Here is a 15,725-nt window from a genome sequence, read left to right on the forward strand (position 1 = left end):
GTTTTCGACATCAGCTCTAAATTCGCCCGATTTTTAAGTTGTGCAAGACAAGCACATTTTGGCCCGAGCCTTTAAAAACCCTCTTGGAAGCTCAATTTTTTATGCCTCATCCGGGTTTGTCCGGCTTCACCCGGTTTCTTCCGGTTACTGCAATATAAAGTGTCTCCTAACAAGGATGCTGCCTGTGCAAAATTTTCGGGCCATCTCACCGAAAGCGGCCACTCACCGAACCCGGCGAGCTACTGGCAATGCTGCGGACCGCTCCAGGGGGCGCGATGCGCAGAGGGCGGGCTTTGCAATGTCTAGGGTCGCTACATAAATCTATGGCCACCGTGATTCACGAACACCGTTGAGCGGATCGATCGATGCTACCCTTCAGTATAGGCAAAGCGGACGTTGCTTCTTCTCCGTAGATACCCCATCTTCACTACAGTGAATTTTCGAGGTCAGCGTTGATGACTTTGGGTTTCACCGTCGGAGATGTTGGGGCGTGGCTGTTCATCCTCTGGGCTTGCGTGGACTTGTACATCAATCTCACCCTGTCGATGGAGGATTTCATGAAAGCAACGTTTAAGACTGGTATGGATGCTCTCGCGGTTCTGTGGGCCTAGTTGGGTGAGCAGCCACGCCAACCACAAGATGGCGGATCGATCCTGGGTTTGAGCTGGTAGACCGCGAGGGGACGGTGCAAATCCGTCCCCCCACACCACAACTGTTCAACGCCTCCGCTGGTCAATAACGCGGATATGGCAAAACGAGGCCAACACCTCAGACGAGGACGCGTTCTTTTGCAGCCGCACGCATTTTGCGGCTCACAAAACGGATACTTAATATAGTTAAACTTACCATCTACCTCGACACATCGTCGTGGAACCATCTTCTCGGTGGGCAAATGTCATCGTTGGAACGGATCATTCGAAAATCGGAAACTTGTATTCCTTGCTATTCCACTCAGACCATCGAAGAGCTTCTCGGGGCAAGCAACGAGACGAAAAGAAATGAATTGGACATACAGCTAGACGAAGTCGGTGCTAGATTTCTTGAGACAATTTCCGATGCCTTAGGCAGCATGCCAACAGACTACAGGATAACTGTGAAGAACAGCAAGGAACGCAGGCAGATCCACGAAGACATGCAGAGTTTCTCATCTGTCGGCGGCTTTGGACTTGGCGACCTTCTTCAAAAGTTTATTGGCGGAATTGGCTCTGCATCCTTTGAGGATGTATTCCAAAAGGCGCAGACAGACATTGAACGCCTGCTCGACTTTGATGTTTCAGAGTTCCCTCCCGAATTAGCGGCAATCGTCACGAGCAAGGCAGAGGCGATGATGGAGCAAGCCCGCATAACTCAGAACGATCTCTTGGAGCAATTGAGCAAAGAGGATGGCATTCGGCTTGAACAGTTGGATCCTGCCCGCATCAACAATTTTACTGGAGCGGGTGCTGTTGAACGGATCATTGAAGCAGCAAAACAACACGACGGCACCTCTGTTTTGGTTGAGAAGTTTCTTGAAGAGCCGCCGCGCATACCTTCAAATCGCACTGATGCGCACCTCGTTGATCCAAGTTGGGAAAAGATTCACCGGCTCGCTCAGTTCTTGTTCCTACTTGGTTATTGGAGAGAACCAAAACATAGGAAGGATACGGAGAGAGCGAGGATTGATTTTTCCGGAGGACAAGCCGACATTTGTCACATCGCAAATGCATCCTTCTGCGGTGTTTTTCACACTTCAGATCGGCCACAAGCCTATCTCGCGGCGGCTGTCTATGACCACCTCAAAGTCCCTACAGCAGTTCTTCTGTACACTCCGAAGACCAATGAAGAAACAATGCTGCACGCGCCCGAAAGCATCCAGGCAATTTATGAGTGATGTGTTTTCGTCCCAGTAAAGGCTGTAGTCGGGGTGAACTCCTCACAATGTCCGCTTCCTGCTGAAACAAGGGTGCGTTCGCATGTGAAGTGAATATCTGAAGACTGCCGTGCCTGCAGATGGGCAAGCATTTGGACACGCAGAATGAATGTCGCCTTCGGGCTGGCTGCGGTGATCCCATGATAGGCATAGGTACGGGACCTACTACAACTTTGGTACTGCAATGCCGCAAGGCTGCAATGAGCCCAAAGCAACGGATGCTGCAGTTCGTTCAAACGGCGGTTATCAGCGGAGGTGCGCATCATAAATCTCTGACCAACTTCATTTAGCTGCCTATCGAGAACTCAATGGAACGTGGTTGCAGTTTCAGATTTGTGCGTTCACGCAAGCTTTGCTTACATAGATGATGAATTATCATGCGCTAAGCATCAGGCTATCATTTGCGCAAACGACTTGGAGAAACACAATGAAAATTCTGATCGTAGGTGCAAACGGGCTGATTGGTGGGGCTATTGCTGACCGTCTCTCGGTCAAACATGAACTGATCCGAGCAGGACACAGCGGTGGCGACGTTCAAGTAGATCTCGGATCAAAGGCTTCTGTTGAAGGAATGTTCGAGGCAGCCGGTCCTGTCGATGCCGTCGTATGTGCGGCGGGTTTAGCTAACTTCGGAGCGTTCAAAGAACTAGATGATGGTGACTTTGATCTTGCTCTGTCGAACAAGCTGATGGGTCAGGTGAACCTTGTCCGGGTTGGCCAAAACCACATTCGCGATGGCGGTTCGTTTACCCTGACATCCGGCATCTTGTCCCAAGAGCCGTCCCCAGGTTCCAGCGTTCTCAGCATGGTGAACGGCGGGCTGGAGTCTTTTGCCAAGGCCGCAGCGCTTGAGCTTGAGCGGGACATGCGGGTGAATGTCGTCAGCCCGGATTTCGTCAAAGAGACCATGGAAATGATGGGTATGGATTCCGCAGCGGGGATTTCGGCAGCAGATACTGCCAAAGCCTACGAAGCCGCAGTTGAGGGCCAACATAACGGCGCAACACTCGCTGCGCGCGACTACGCGTGATTGATCGAGACAAGAGGAGAGGAAAAATGAAGGCTTACTTTGGAGTTGCCGCACTGGCAGCGCTTCTCGTGACCACCGGAGCCGGTATTGCAACAGCGGAAGATGACCACAATCACACGTTTGCACCTGTACCAACGGAAGCGGCAGGTCCGGCCATTGATCCAGCCATCGGTTACGCCGTTGAGGATCTGGGCGGCGGGATATACGTAGTTCACGACGGTGCCTATCAGATGATGTTTCTGACCACCGGCGAAGGTGTGATCGCCATTGATGCGCCGCCGACATCCGGTGAGAAAATTCTTGCTGCAATCTCCAGCGTGACAGATGAACCAGTCACCCACGTCATCTACAGCCATACCCACACTGACCACATTGGTGCAGCTGCGATCTTCCCGGATGATGCGGTTGTTATTGCGCAGGATGAAACTGCAGCACACCTCGCGGAGAAGAAAGATCCGAACCGCCCTGTCCCGACTCAGACATTCACCGACAGTATGACGCTTGAGGTCGGCTCTCAGACGCTTCAGCTCGACTACAAGGGTCTGAACCACAGCCCCGGCAATATCTTCATCTATGCACCGGAACAGAAGGTTCTGATGCTGGTTGACGTAATTTTCCCTGGCTGGGCACCCTTCAAGGATCTGGCTGCGGCGGAGTCTGTTGATGGCTTCCTTGAAGCCCATGATCAGGTGCTTGAATACGATTTCGACCACCTAGTTGGGGGTCACCTGACACGGATCGGGAACCGTGAGGATGTGAACATTCAGAAAGAGTATGTTGCGGACATCCTCGACGCGGCTGCCAGGGCCAACGCAGCCATGGACTTTGGGGCAGCATTCGGCGAGGCGTCAGAACGTGGTGGCGATGGCAACCCCTATGCCTTCATCAACATCCTGTTCGATAACATTGCCCAGCAATGCGCAGACGAGGTTGAAGAAAAATGGCGCGACCGACTTGGCGGTGTCGATATCTTCACACTGGGTCATTGCATGCAGGTCACATGGCATCAGCGCCTTGACTGAGGCGGGCTGTCTCTAAATCGGTCAAACTGTGTAGGCAAAGCCCGAGTGTAGTACTTTCGGGCTTTGCCATTGCTATTCAACGAAACTGAACTGGCCTTCACGGATCTTTACCGTGGCGAATTCAAAGAAGGCATGAACCCTTGCACTTCTTCTGATGTCAGGATGTGCCAACAGCCAGAGGCAAGTATCATTCTTTGTCTCCGGGGCGTGCAGCTGCTGCAACTCGGGACAAGTCCGGCCAAGGTAGCACGGCAGCACAGCGATACCGAGACCTGCACGGGCCAAGTCGAACATCCCCATGACCGAACTGGTTAAGGATACAGGGGCAATGTCCGCTTTATGAGTAGCTGTCACTTTGTTCATAGGTGATTGCCGCAGACTGTCGTCCAACTGCAGCCAGCGGTGCCGTTCCGGCGGCAGGTACTGCATAGCTTTCACATAATCCGAATGGGCATAGACCGCGTAAGAAACTGGCAACAGGTTACGGCCTATCCAGTGTTCCGGCGGATTCTGCGTTGGACGCAATGCAATATCCGCGTCACGCTGCATCAGATCCAGCGGACGGGTGCCTGTAAGCAGCCGCATTTCCACCTCAGGGTATTTGTGCTGAAAATCCCGAAACACCGGTGAAAGCAAGTACAATAGTGAGTCTGTTGTCGTCACAGACAAAACCCCTTCCAGCCGCAAATCCTGACCGCTCAGCTCACGCTGTATCCGGGTCATGCGCTCCTGAAGCTTCTGGCCATGCTGAAGAAAATACTCGCCCGCAGCAGTCATCACATACCCATGCGACAACCGCTCAAATAAGGTTACGCCAAGCCTGTTCTCCAGGCTCTCGACGCGCCGGAAGACAGTCGAATGGTTCACCCCCAGTTTTCGCGCGGCCCCGGACAAGCTTCCTGTTTCGCAGACGGCCAGCACAAAGGGGACATCGCTCCATTCTATCGTCTGTGCGTCCATGCAACTCTTCTTTGCAGCTGTTTGGAATTTCCTTGCAAGTTGTATCATCTTAAATCTGCAAGACCAACCTGTTGCTGGAGGCAATACCATGAACGACCAGACCAATATCGTGACGCTGGCTTTTTCTGATCAAGTTCGCCTTTCTTTGGTAGGCGAACTGGAGCCCAAAGTCCGGGAAATGCATCTTTTGTTCGAGAAAGTGCCGGGTTTTATTTCCGCCGATGTCGTCCGCCATCCTGGCAAGGAACACATGGGCTACACCGTACAGCTCCGGTTTGAAAATGAGGAAGCGTCGGAGCGATGGAGGGTCAACACTGAAATCATGAAGAAGCTGGCAGAAGTTGAGGCCGTGACCGGCGGAGCCGTCCACACATCCAAATGCGTTGGACTTGGCATGTGGGTAGATCACGTCGCAGGCGCGGAGCTCAAACGGCCGCCGTTCTGGAAGCAGCTCGTTTTATCGGTGTTGGGAGTATATCCCACTCTCGTCCTGCTTCGACTGATCACTGAACCTGTCGTTGGCGGATTGCCACCATTGCTCGGAATGTTCGTGATTGTGACCCTTTTGTCAGCTCTTCTGATCAATCCAATAATGCCGATGCTGAGCAGGCTGCTGCAGCCTTGGCTATCGAGGTAACTGATTCCACATGCAGCAGACTTTGCGAACGGTTCTACAGCAGACCTTACTGCGCAATCGGTCTACTGCTGCTTTGTCCGCAGTACTGACGTTGGGCCTAGGCTCCAGACACATTAAATTACAGCCAGAACAGGACGGTAGCTGCGAGAGCGATGGCCGAGAGGAAGACCTTCGGGCACCTGTCATAGCGAGTGGCTACACGGCGCCCGCCCTTCAGGCGTCCGAACATAATCTCGATCCTGTTACGGGGTTCGTAGCGGCGCTTGTCGTATCGGACAGGTTTGTCGCGCGATTTTCGACCCGGAATACAGGGTTTTATTCCCTTGTCTGTAAGGGCTTCGCGGAACCAATCGGCATCATAGCCGCGATCACTCAGTAGCCAATCAGCCGATGGAAGGCTATTCACCAAAGCTCTGGCCCCCATGTAATCGCTGACCTGCCCTGCGGATATGAAGAAGCGTATCGGGCGTCCGAGACCATCGGTAACGGCATGCAACTTCGTATTCATGCCCCCCTTGCTGCGTCCGATCAGCCTGCCATGCCCCCCCTTTTTCAACCGCAGGCTGGAGGCCGTGCGGTGCGCTTTGAGGTAGGTTACGTCGACCATGAGGGTCTTGTGATCGGTTCCCTCCGCAGCGAACCCGGTCATGATCCGAGCGAACACACCCATATCGCTCCACCGCTTCCATCGGTTGTAGAGGGTTTTTGGTGATCCATATTCGCGAGGCACATCAGACCAACGCAACCCATTGCGATTAATGAAGATAATTCCGCTCAAAACACGTCGATCATCAACTCTCGGCTTGCCATGTCTCTTCGGAAAGTAAGGCTGAAGGCGCGCCATCTGTTCGTCAGTCAGCCAGAATAGATTGCTCGTGATATACCCCTGAAACTCAGGGGCTTGAAACACGCAGCCGAGATGGCGGCAACCAAACTAATGGGGCCAGAACCTAGGCAACGCTGGGGCAGCTGGATCCGAGTAATTGACAACTCGAGCTGTCTTGGTTTTTGATGTCGGACCGATCCCAGCGCGGTTTTCAAATTGCGCAAGACAAGCGCCAACTTGGTACGTCCCCTTAGTATCGTCTTGAAACCCGAATTTTACGCGTCGTCCGGTGTGATCCGGTTTCCCCCGGTTTCTTCCCGTTACTGCAATATCAAGTGTCTCCTAACAATGAGAATGGTAAGCAACTGGTCTCGGCCGCAGCCGCGCCTTGCGTGGTGCTTTCCCAGCCCTAAGGTCGCTGGATAGGCTTTCGTCTGCACCTAAGGTAAGACCACCCTTATTACCGGGTGGTCTTACTATTTCGCTGCGCAGCAATTAATGGTTATAGATCCAGTGTCCCGCATTCCAGAATACGTAGCATTCGGCTGGGCCGAGATTGCCACGGGGACAATAGATATCATAAATAATTTCCGCCGTACCTTCTATGATGATCCCAAACCCTACGGCCACAAGGAACACGGAGCCAAGGAGGTATCGACCCTCCTGTGGAGTGTAACCTAGCGGTTGGTTCTCTTGGTTTTTCTCCCAATTCAGGTGAATGCCGTCGTTGCTCGCATATCCAGCAGCATCAAGTCCGGTCACATCAACAGCAGGCAAATCCCAACTCCAATTTGAGTTTACTGCGGGATACTGCAAGGTGGCGGACAGGTTGTACTGACCGAGATGGCGGTCTGAACGCAAATCGAAGCCAAAATCGGACGATGTTTTGGGTTGGTGAGACTTCGTCCTCTCGTCAGTGTGACTGGCGGTTTGCGACGTTGATGAGTGAGCATTATGCGAAAACTCGCGTTGGCGATGTTCCGGCAACGGACCGGCCGTGGAGGTGCCGGCACTCAGGATAAGCGCGAATGTGGTAGCGATTGTAACCAGTGGCTTTGTCATGTCTTGGTCCCTCTAGGTTGAGCGTGTCTGATGCGTTGTTGATGGAACCAACTTGGCAATTTGCGGTTCAGGGTTATTGTCGTGACACGTCAAGGTTTTGGGAAAAGGCTTCAATGTGACGCGGACTTGCTTCAACTTCCCACCATTGAGGATCTCAATCAGGGTGACGCTGATCTTGCTTCCGCTGTTCACAAAAATGCGTGGCTGAGAGCTGGCGATGATCAAACTGTGATGGCTTAAAGTCGGTCTTAGATTTAGCGGGAACGAAGGTCTGCTTTGCGTTGCAGGCCACGTTTTCCAAAGCCCGCCAACAGGACTTATCTCAGCAACGCTGGCTACTTAAAGCGGATGGAAAAGTAATGACTTGGAGCACCTTGATCCTGATGGACTATATATCTGTCTTGAAAGGAATGATCTGGTTGACACGCTTAAGGTGAGAGGGCCTCATTGACCGGTCCACTGCAAGAAACTGCCCCATACCACCCATTTGTGAGGTCGAGTAACAGCCCATGCAGACGCGGAGGCAAACTTTGAAACTCGGGATTGCCAGTTTTCTGGCAGTACTGGCATCTCAATCATCCGCCCAAAACCTAAACGGCAGAACGGTGATTGTTATCGGTGCCGGTATTGCCGGACTGGCCGCCGGGCAAGCGCTGCGCAAGAGCGGGGCAACTGTCATTGTATTTGAGGCGGGTGAGTATGTCGGCGGACGCATCCGAACAGACATGTCGTTGGGAGCACCATTTGAATATGGGGCGGGCTGGATACATGGCCCGAGCGAGGATAACCCAATCCAGAAATTGGCAGAGCACGTCGGCGGACCAAGTTTTGTTACCAATGATGATAACCTCGAAGTTTTTGGCTCGGATGGCAAACCTCTGGCTGAAGCAGAGTATGCGTATATGGATGAGACCTACGAGCACCTTTTGCGCGAGCTTAATATGCTTGTTTTGAGGAGGGATAAACGGAGCGTTGCAAAGGCAATTGCAGATATTAAGCTCGAAGTTTTGGGTAATCCGCTTGGTCAACTGCTGCTTTCAACATTCATAGAGTTCGACATCGGAGCTGGTATCGAAGACATCTCAGCCGCAAATGCCTTCGCAGATAAAGCGTTCGATGGTGATGACGCGATATTATTGAACGGATACGAGACGATCCTTGCTCCTCTAACCGAGGGATTGGACATTCACCTTAACACGCCGGTTAATCAGATCAGCTACGATGCAAATGGCGTAACGGTTGGCGACCTGCGGGCAGACTACGCCATTTGCACCGCGCCTTTGGGTGTTTTGAAAGCAAAAACTATCCAGTTCGATCCGCCTTTACCTGGTAAACTGCAAACGGCAATTTCCGAGCTTGGCTTTGGGTCTGTAACCAAGATCGCTATGAAGTTCAAAACCGCATTTTGGGATAAGGGTATCCAGTATTTTGGGATTAGCACAGAGCCAAAAGGGCGCTGGAACTACTGGCTCAACTACCGCACATTCAGCGATCAGAACATCCTGCTTGGCCTTTCATTTGGTCGTTATGCACCCATTGCAGATCAAATGGATCCATCCGAAATGACCGAAGACGCGCTGGACGTTTTGCGATCTGTTTGGGGGGATACTATTGGCACGCCCGAAGCTGTGTTGACTACACACTGGTCTGAATATCCGAATTTCAGAGGTGCGTATTCGTATCCCCAGGTGGGCGGCTCGCCAGATCAGTTCGAGATTTTCGCAGAGCCAATCGAAGACCGTCTTTTTTTTGCAGGTGAACATACAATTTTTGACTATCACAGTACGACCCACGGTGCTCTTATGTCCGGCCTGCGCACTGCGAATGCGATAACCAGGAGGTAAATCCGATCCGAAGGCGGCCATCTCGTTGTTTCGCAGCATCGGTCGCTCTGAGCTTTGGTCCGACCAGCTTCGCATATCCCAACGCGCTGTACGGCCTGACGGTGCTGTAGGGCATACGCCATTGCTGGATCAGGACTTGCGCCTCCCGTATTGGTCTTCGCAAGGAATTGCCGTCGCAGGCGGTGAAAACTGCCACCGCTACGGACGCTCGTTTTCCCGAGCGCGCCGTCACCCGGACAGAGTGATCATCCCGGGGGGCTCCTAGCTTGTGGAGTGAGGCGGTGTCGTGCCTTTCCACCCTTTGGGGCAATGGCATCTTGCAGTATTGCTCTTCGCTGACGGTTACCGGGTGGGGGGCGTCGCGGCCTCTGCACTTGTTACCTACACCTCGCCGTATTCCCGTTTAACCGCGTGGTTTCCAGCCGGACCAGAACAACGGGGCTCAAGCAAAGCCACGTCCCGGGTCAGCTTAAGACCGCGTGGCAAAGGTACGGGCTAGATCGTCCATGACCTGCACCCGGTAACGGTTGTCTTCTCCTTCCGACAAAAAGCACAGCTGTGGGTCAGCCACTGTAAGAAGAGCCATTCCGACGCTGCGGCGGTTGCTATCGGACATCACAAAAAGCCCCTGTCCTGCGCCACGGTAGCGGTGCTCTTCTATGAAACCGGGGAGGGCTTCTCTCTCGGGCCAAGGGACGGGTCCGGCGGCCGTTAGCATCTGCGCAAGGACTGGAGTGTCCTGCTGCCGGGCCGGGCGAAACGACAGGTCGCCTGCTCTGAATGTCAGCGGATGTAACAGGTGCCATTGCTCGGGCGCCATCACGTAGTCGCGGCAAGGCTCGGATGTTTCGGTGCCGTGAAAGAACATGCGTCGTGGTGCGGGGGAAATTGAAAACCCCAGGCCAGTCAGCAGTTCACGCGATGCGGTGTTTTCTGCATGGGCGGTGGCGATCAGGGGCGGAGCTGTGCTGGTAAAGCGGGCTGTGATAACCAGTTCCAGCGCTCGACGCATTAAGCCCTGGCGCCAAAATTCCGGTGCGAGCCAGTACCAGAGCGACGCTCCGATGCAGAGACCTCCCACCAGTCTGCCATGATATTCTATGACACGTAGGTTTTCACCGGAATGCATTCCATGTGCCAGAAGCTCGTGCGCTGCCTCGGGCCCGAAAGGCTGCGCCACGGCTGCAAGCCAGCGTGTGACGCGTTTATCGTTGAAATGCGCTGTGACAAGCGTCAGGTCGTCCGCAGACATCGGGCGTAGACGGAGGTCGCCATCGGTCAGAATGTCAGGAAGATTCCCCATGGTGCTCCGCTGTTCAGTTGCCGCCCTCTTTGAATTGGGCGGTGATTCGGTGCCCGAATCAAGCAAGTGATTCGGCTTTTTACAGGTTTAGGAGGATTTTCTGCGGCGCAGCAAAAAACGACTTCGAAACAGGCCGTTACAAAGCCCGGCGCAAAACGTAACGCAATTTTACATGTTTCAGGACCTGCCTGAGCAATTCGCAGAAAAACGTAGGTTTCCGTCCTTTCTAATTGCGTCAACCCGTTGCTCGGATACCCTGAGTGCCACCCGAAAACGGGGACCTGGGGAGGGGAGCCAATGCAGAAGACGTTAAGTCGACATCGCATCAAATCAATGATGGCTTCAGTTCGGCTTGTTGGATCCTGGCTTGCCGGGCAACGAATCCCATATCGCGGAAAGATCGCTGGCCATGCGGAGATGGACCTGCCGAAAAAGGTCGGACTTGAGAGTATCATCCAATCTTTCCAATGCTTTGCGGGCGGATCTCATATCCAGTGGGTCTCTGGTTTCCAGCGCACGATCAATGGCATCGCGACAGCTTTGATCGACATTTTCGGTGCTGTTGCAAATATCTTTGAGCGCCTGGAAAAAACGGAGATCGGCAGGATCTGTCATCGGATTTGCCTTTTTCTGCAAAAGTCGGCGCTGATTTACAGGGGGTGCCTATGACAGGTCAATCACGCAGTTCTGGCGAGATCATCATGGACCGGGTGAAAATTGTTCAGGCAATTGCCCAAGCCAATACTGAACAGCTGCGGCTGAATCAGGCGGCCAGCGGTTTAATGGTGCTGGATATGAAAGACACGCGGGACGGGGTGGAGGATCACACCCACGAGGATATGCGCGCACAGAACGATGCCGCGCTTAAAGAAAACACTGAGACGATTAATCGGCTAGAGGCCGAGCTTGCCGTCCTCGATGAGGAACTGGAAGCCGTGATGAAGGAGCAAGCGGAATGACACAGCACAAGCCACCGCAGGCGATGACACTTTTTGACCTGATTGCCCGCACATGGGATGTTAAAACCGAGGTGCGTGCCCTTCTATTCAATGCCAAGGGGAGCTCTCTGGCTGCGCAACTGGCGAATGGTCAACTGGCGTTTGTCTCGGTGCATGACGCCGAGAGCCCGGACAGTCGGGTCAGGGTTGAGGCGGATACGGGGCGGTCGAGCATTCGACCTAGGTCCAAGCCGTTACCACCGCCGGTTTTGAGCGAGACATCCATGGCGCGTACCGATGTGTCGCTTTGCCGGTTGGAGGAGCAGGGGTTTGCCTTTTCCCATTCCGAGACGGGAGGGCTTTGGCGTGCAACTGCGCGAGGCCAGACTCTAGCAATGACTGCGGCGGGGTCGGATACGGTCACAGCGCTCGCGACGCTTTCGCGCTCTGGTCAGTTGGCTGTTGCGCATGAGACGCATGTGGCCCTTGCAGCGGCAAGCGGCGGGGCCGAGATAGCGGATGTTTCGCTGGATCACAGTGTAGCCCGTATTGCAGTGTCTGATGATGAATCCCTGTTGGCCTGCTGGGGCGCAGGTCAAGTGAGCATCGTCCGCACCAAAGACTTGTCCTGCCAGGCTCAGATTGCTTGCGATGGTAAGCTGCTCAGCCTCGAATGGTCGCCGTGCCAGCGCTGGCTGGTGGCGGGCTGCGAAGACAAGGCAGTATTGTTGGTCGATGTGTCGGCGGGGACAGCCGACCGGATCGTCGATTTTCCGGCTTCCGTCCTGTCTGCGCAGTTCAGCGACAAGGCTAAGGCGGTTGTCGCCTCAGGTGCGTTTAGGGTCGTGGGGTGGTCCTTGCCGGATCTGCCATTCGGCGATCATACGGGTGAACCGATTGAGACGGGCAAACCTGGTCTCACAATCGTCGACCGGATCGCAGTGCATCCGAAGCGGGATCTATGCGCCGTAAGCTACGGCACCGGCCTCGTGATGCTGTCCCGTATCGGGCATCCGGATGAAATGCTGGTGCGTGAGGGCACAGGCTCGGCGGTTACTGCACTGGCCTGGTCTGACGATGGAACGCATCTGGGCATTGGTGGGGAGGACGGCAGTCTGTCGATCGCGACCTTCCCCAAGAACATGTTCAAATAATACCCAGGGAGGGAGAACAATGACACAAGCACTATCAACCGAAGAACAGAGTAAGGACCGTTTCTTTCAAGAGCTTGCGAAAGTTGCAGAAGAGATGGTTTCGGAACATGGCAAAGATTTTGCCGCAGGCGCGCTGGTTCTAGCTGCGCGTTGGGTGTCGGAAAATCGGCTCGGGACACCCGAGGACTTGAAACACTAATGGTGTTTGGCCGCCTTCGAAGAGTTCGAAGGCGGCGCCGATAAACTCTGAATCTGATTGACGATGATTGCGCTCATCGGAGCGGCCAGCCCTGCAAGCGGGTTGGGCGATGGTGCGGAATTTGCTGCCGTCTCGAGTGCGTTGGTCAGATCTGGCTCAAGCAATTGTGCAAAGGCGCAAAGTTCATGAATGCGAAAGGTGGCGAAATGCAGGCTGTCCCCATTCATCATGACCGTGCCCGGCTGACGCCGCGGCGCTTCGGTCTTGAGCACATTGCTATGGACCGCTGCACCCAGCGTGGTCAGCACCGACTTGCGCCATTTGGCGTAATCAGTGTCGGCGGAATAGTCGATGCCAACCGCATAGAGCTTTTCAGAGATCGTGCGAAAGGCGCGACCCCCGGCAATGTGACGACGCCAGAAATCGCTGGCCTCCTCGGCGCTTCGGCAGGCTGCGAAACGTTCGGCCAGTTTGCGACGGATCAGGATCACCAGTGCCATATCCACGTCTTCCGACAGCGATCGGGCGATCTGCATCGCGGGCATCGGCAGATCCGTCAAAGCAAGAAGGCGCAAGGCTGCAAGCTGTTCAGTCAATCGGGCAGAGAGCGCCGCCAGCCCGTGCCATTGATCAGCGGTCAGTTCGCCGGTTTGAACCTGACGTCCGATAGCCGCAGCCTCGTGCAAGGCGCGAACCCAGAGTACGGCCTGATCGTAGAGAAACACCAGATCAACGTCGGTGCTGGCGGGTGCCGCCTCAATGCGGGGCAGGGCACGAAACCCCGGCAGGCTGCGCAACCCCACACGCCAGCTATGGTCGAAATCCAGACCAGCGGCGGACCAAAGCTGCCGCACCCGTGCCAGAAGCTGGGGCGAAAGACCCGGATAGGAGAGTTCCGGAGCGGCTCCGTCGAGCGGAATAATACCAGCGATGGGAAAATGAGGGCTCATCTGGCTGCTTTTCCATTGTCACTTTCTTGCAGGATAGCGCGGGACTTACCCTTGGGGCTAGCGTTATATCGGCCCTTCGCACAGGAGACAGTGCCGTGCCTTTAAAGACGCAGCTGCGCGCGAAACACGGCCAGGTTTTTCGACTTGGTCAAGTTGTAAACCTGCTGCAGATGTCATCTGCCGAACTGACTGAGCATCTGGCAGCGCAGGCGCAGGAAAATCCGGTGTTGGTTTTGCGCCAACGCCGTGCGGCTTCGATGAGTGCCACCGATGTTCTGGAGATGACTGCGGTAGAGCAAGCAAACAGCCTTTACGATCATGTATTTCAGGAGCTGGCAGGGTTGATCGGTCAGGGCGGGCTGATGGAAAAAGTCATCACCGCATTGGTGGCGGAACTGGAACCGTCGGGCTGGCTGGGTCGTCCGGTTGACGCGATTGCTGAAAGCCTAGATCTGAGTGTTATGCTGGTAGAGACCGCCTTGCAGGTTGTCCAAAAACGTATTGATCCGCCGGGGCTGTTTGCACGGAATTTACAGGAATGCCTGCGGTTACAGCTGGAAGAGCGGGAGACCATGACTGCGGATATGGACGTGGTTTTGGCCCATCTTTCTGAGCTGGAAAGCGGTGGTACTGCAGCTTTGGTCCGGGCGACAGGGTTGTCAGGGGATGCCGTGCAGGATTGTCTGGTACTTCTGCGACAGCTTGACCCGAAACCGGGCACTGCTTTTGTCTCTGATCCGACGCTTACTCGGGAACCGGATGTTCGGGTTTCGCTGTCAGATGATCGGCTGGAAATCGAATATCTCGCGGCTTGGCAAGGCGACGTCGAGATTATTGATCTGCCCCGCAGCGGTCGCGCAAGTGAAGCTACAGAAGCATTGGCTCAAGCGCGATCACTGCAACATGCTTTGAAAGCGCGCGCCTCGGCGCAAAAACAAGTTGTTGGACAAATTGTGGAACGTCAGGGGGCGTATTTCCGGTTTGGCGATCAGGCTTTGGTTCCCATGACCTTGTCTGAAATAGCCCAGGAAACCGGGTTTCATCTGAGCACTGTCAGCCGTGTTTTGAATGGGCTTCTGATCGAAGGGCCGAACGGTATTGTTTTGGCACGCACTTTGTTTTCCGGCACGGCATCTGTTCGCGGAACCCAATCCAAGCCACAGGTGCAGGCGCGTATTCGGGCGCTGCTGGCTGAAGAAGACAGCAAGAAACCGCTGTCGGACCGGCGACTGACAGCGATCCTTCAGTCTGAAGGGATCGCGATTTCACGCCGGGTTGTCTCAAACTACCGTCAGGATATCGGTATCCATCCGGCAGCAAAGCGACGCCAGCGAGCCTGACGCGTTTTTTCAGCAGGTCACGGAACTTCTGAAGTCGTATTACGCCTTTGCAGAGCAGATGCGTTCCTATGCTGCTGCAGTGCAGAAATTTCAAAGATTTCCAAAGATTTGTGCTGCGTTCCGCCAGGGCTTTTGAGGTCCTGACACAGGATCGTGTAACGCAAGTGTTTCAGCAAGTGTAACGCCGAGTGTAGCGCCTGAAACAGCGTGTGTAACAAATTAAGACAATGTCTTGATGTAGCTCGTTTGATCATTTTGCCAAGAAAAAACGCACATAAAAAAATTGCAAAAAAAGAAATTAAAAAACAGTGGCTTGGATGTTTTTCCATGTCCGGCACGGCTGTTTTTCGAATTCTGGAACGGGCCTTGCCTGAATAATAGCACAAGACGCTAGCGTTCACATCGGACGCTCTAAAGAACGAAGGATAGGGAGACAGGCCAGCAGCCGCTGCACTGCAGCGGGCAGTCGATCTTCTCAACCTTTGCCGAGAACCGGCGCCTAAAGCGGGCGCTAAACCGAAACGGCAAAAGCCGCCAACCGGGTGTCGGGT

General features: G+C 54.3%; 15 protein-coding genes and 1 riboswitch. Of the genes, 10 read left to right on the forward strand and 5 right to left on the reverse strand.

The genetic code is table 11. The features are described from left to right. Positions 1 to 892: 892 nt before the first annotated feature. The 3 genes from GAL_RS06770 (at position 893) to GAL_RS21910 (ending at position 3,961) form a co-directional block, all read left to right on the forward strand. Positions 893 to 1,870, forward strand: a complete 978-nt coding sequence (locus GAL_RS06770; protein ID WP_024096840.1) for a hypothetical protein — start codon at positions 893 to 895, stop codon at positions 1,868 to 1,870. A 466-nt stretch (positions 1,871 to 2,336) separates the two neighbouring features. After that, on the forward strand, positions 2,337 to 2,939 hold the full coding sequence (locus GAL_RS06775) for a short chain dehydrogenase (protein ID WP_024096841.1): 603 nt from the start codon (positions 2,337 to 2,339) through the stop codon (positions 2,937 to 2,939). A 26-nt stretch (positions 2,940 to 2,965) separates the two neighbouring features. Then, a complete protein-coding gene (locus GAL_RS21910; RefSeq protein ID WP_024096842.1) occupies positions 2,966 to 3,961 on the forward strand; it encodes an MBL fold metallo-hydrolase in 996 nt (331 codons plus the stop codon). A gap of 72 nt (positions 3,962 to 4,033) precedes the next feature. Here the strand turns inward: GAL_RS21910 and GAL_RS06785 are convergent, their stop codons facing one another. Continuing rightward, complete coding sequence (locus GAL_RS06785) at positions 4,034 to 4,921, reverse strand: LysR family transcriptional regulator (RefSeq protein ID WP_024096843.1); 888 nt, start codon at positions 4,919 to 4,921, stop codon at positions 4,034 to 4,036. A gap of 88 nt (positions 4,922 to 5,009) precedes the next feature. On the opposite strand from GAL_RS06785, the gene GAL_RS21915 reads away from it, so the two are divergent. Then, positions 5,010 to 5,558, forward strand: a complete 549-nt coding sequence (locus GAL_RS21915) for a hypothetical protein (protein ID WP_024096844.1) — start codon at positions 5,010 to 5,012, stop codon at positions 5,556 to 5,558. A gap of 118 nt (positions 5,559 to 5,676) precedes the next feature. Here the strand turns inward: GAL_RS21915 and GAL_RS22165 are convergent, their stop codons facing one another. Further along, positions 5,677 to 6,438, reverse strand: coding sequence for an IS5 family transposase (locus GAL_RS22165; protein ID WP_275541822.1), 762 nt, complete (start codon positions 6,436 to 6,438; stop codon positions 5,677 to 5,679). A 441-nt stretch (positions 6,439 to 6,879) separates the two neighbouring features. Then, the gene (locus GAL_RS06800; RefSeq protein ID WP_024096846.1) at positions 6,880 to 7,446 is read right to left on the reverse strand and encodes a hypothetical protein; all 567 of its coding nucleotides are present in this window, start codon (positions 7,444 to 7,446) and stop codon (positions 6,880 to 6,882) included. A gap of 530 nt (positions 7,447 to 7,976) precedes the next feature. Here GAL_RS06800 and GAL_RS06805 point away from each other — a divergent pair. Continuing rightward, complete coding sequence (locus tag GAL_RS06805) at positions 7,977 to 9,290, forward strand: flavin monoamine oxidase family protein (RefSeq protein ID WP_158524444.1); 1,314 nt, start codon at positions 7,977 to 7,979, stop codon at positions 9,288 to 9,290. Positions 9,291 to 9,525: 235 nt separating this feature from the next. Then, positions 9,526 to 9,737: riboswitch (cobalamin riboswitch) on the reverse strand. A 22-nt stretch (positions 9,738 to 9,759) separates the two neighbouring features. On the opposite strand, the gene GAL_RS06810 is transcribed toward GAL_RS06805, so the two are convergent. Beyond that, positions 9,760 to 10,593 (reverse strand): GNAT family N-acetyltransferase, encoded by an 834-nt coding sequence (locus tag GAL_RS06810; protein WP_024096848.1) that lies wholly within the window; start codon positions 10,591 to 10,593, stop codon positions 9,760 to 9,762. Positions 10,594 to 10,890: 297 nt separating this feature from the next. Between GAL_RS06810 and GAL_RS22465 the strand changes: the two genes are divergently transcribed. The 4 genes from GAL_RS22465 to GAL_RS06830 are packed head-to-tail and all read left to right on the forward strand — an operon-like array spanning position 10,891 to position 12,884. After that, a complete protein-coding gene (locus tag GAL_RS22465) occupies positions 10,891 to 11,262 on the forward strand; it encodes a hypothetical protein (RefSeq protein ID WP_024096849.1) in 372 nt (123 codons plus the stop codon). Further along, positions 11,259 to 11,552, forward strand: a complete 294-nt coding sequence (locus tag GAL_RS06820) for a hypothetical protein (protein ID WP_024096850.1) — start codon at positions 11,259 to 11,261, stop codon at positions 11,550 to 11,552. Before GAL_RS22465 ends, GAL_RS06820 begins: the two co-directional genes overlap by 4 nt. Further along, complete coding sequence (locus GAL_RS06825; RefSeq protein ID WP_024096851.1) at positions 11,549 to 12,685, forward strand: WD40 repeat domain-containing protein; 1,137 nt, start codon at positions 11,549 to 11,551, stop codon at positions 12,683 to 12,685. The genes GAL_RS06820 and GAL_RS06825 overlap by 4 nt, the downstream gene beginning before the upstream one ends. 19 nt (positions 12,686 to 12,704) lie before the next feature. After that, positions 12,705 to 12,884, forward strand: coding sequence for a hypothetical protein (locus GAL_RS06830; RefSeq protein WP_024096852.1), 180 nt, complete (start codon positions 12,705 to 12,707; stop codon positions 12,882 to 12,884). On the opposite strand, the gene GAL_RS06835 is transcribed toward GAL_RS06830, so the two are convergent. Then, entirely contained in the window at positions 12,881 to 13,834 is a 954-nt protein-coding gene (locus GAL_RS06835) for a hypothetical protein (protein ID WP_024096853.1), read from the reverse strand. The two genes, GAL_RS06830 and GAL_RS06835, sit on opposite strands and share 4 nt — an antisense overlap. 95 nt (positions 13,835 to 13,929) lie before the next feature. On the opposite strand from GAL_RS06835, the gene GAL_RS06840 reads away from it, so the two are divergent. After that, a complete protein-coding gene (locus tag GAL_RS06840; RefSeq protein WP_024096854.1) occupies positions 13,930 to 15,174 on the forward strand; it encodes an RNA polymerase factor sigma-54 in 1,245 nt (414 codons plus the stop codon). The last annotated feature ends 551 nt before the right edge of the window (positions 15,175 to 15,725 follow it).

The sequence above is a fragment of the Phaeobacter gallaeciensis DSM 26640 genome (genome assembly GCF_000511385.1).
Classification (GTDB): Bacteria; Pseudomonadota; Alphaproteobacteria; order Rhodobacterales; family Rhodobacteraceae; genus Phaeobacter; species Phaeobacter gallaeciensis.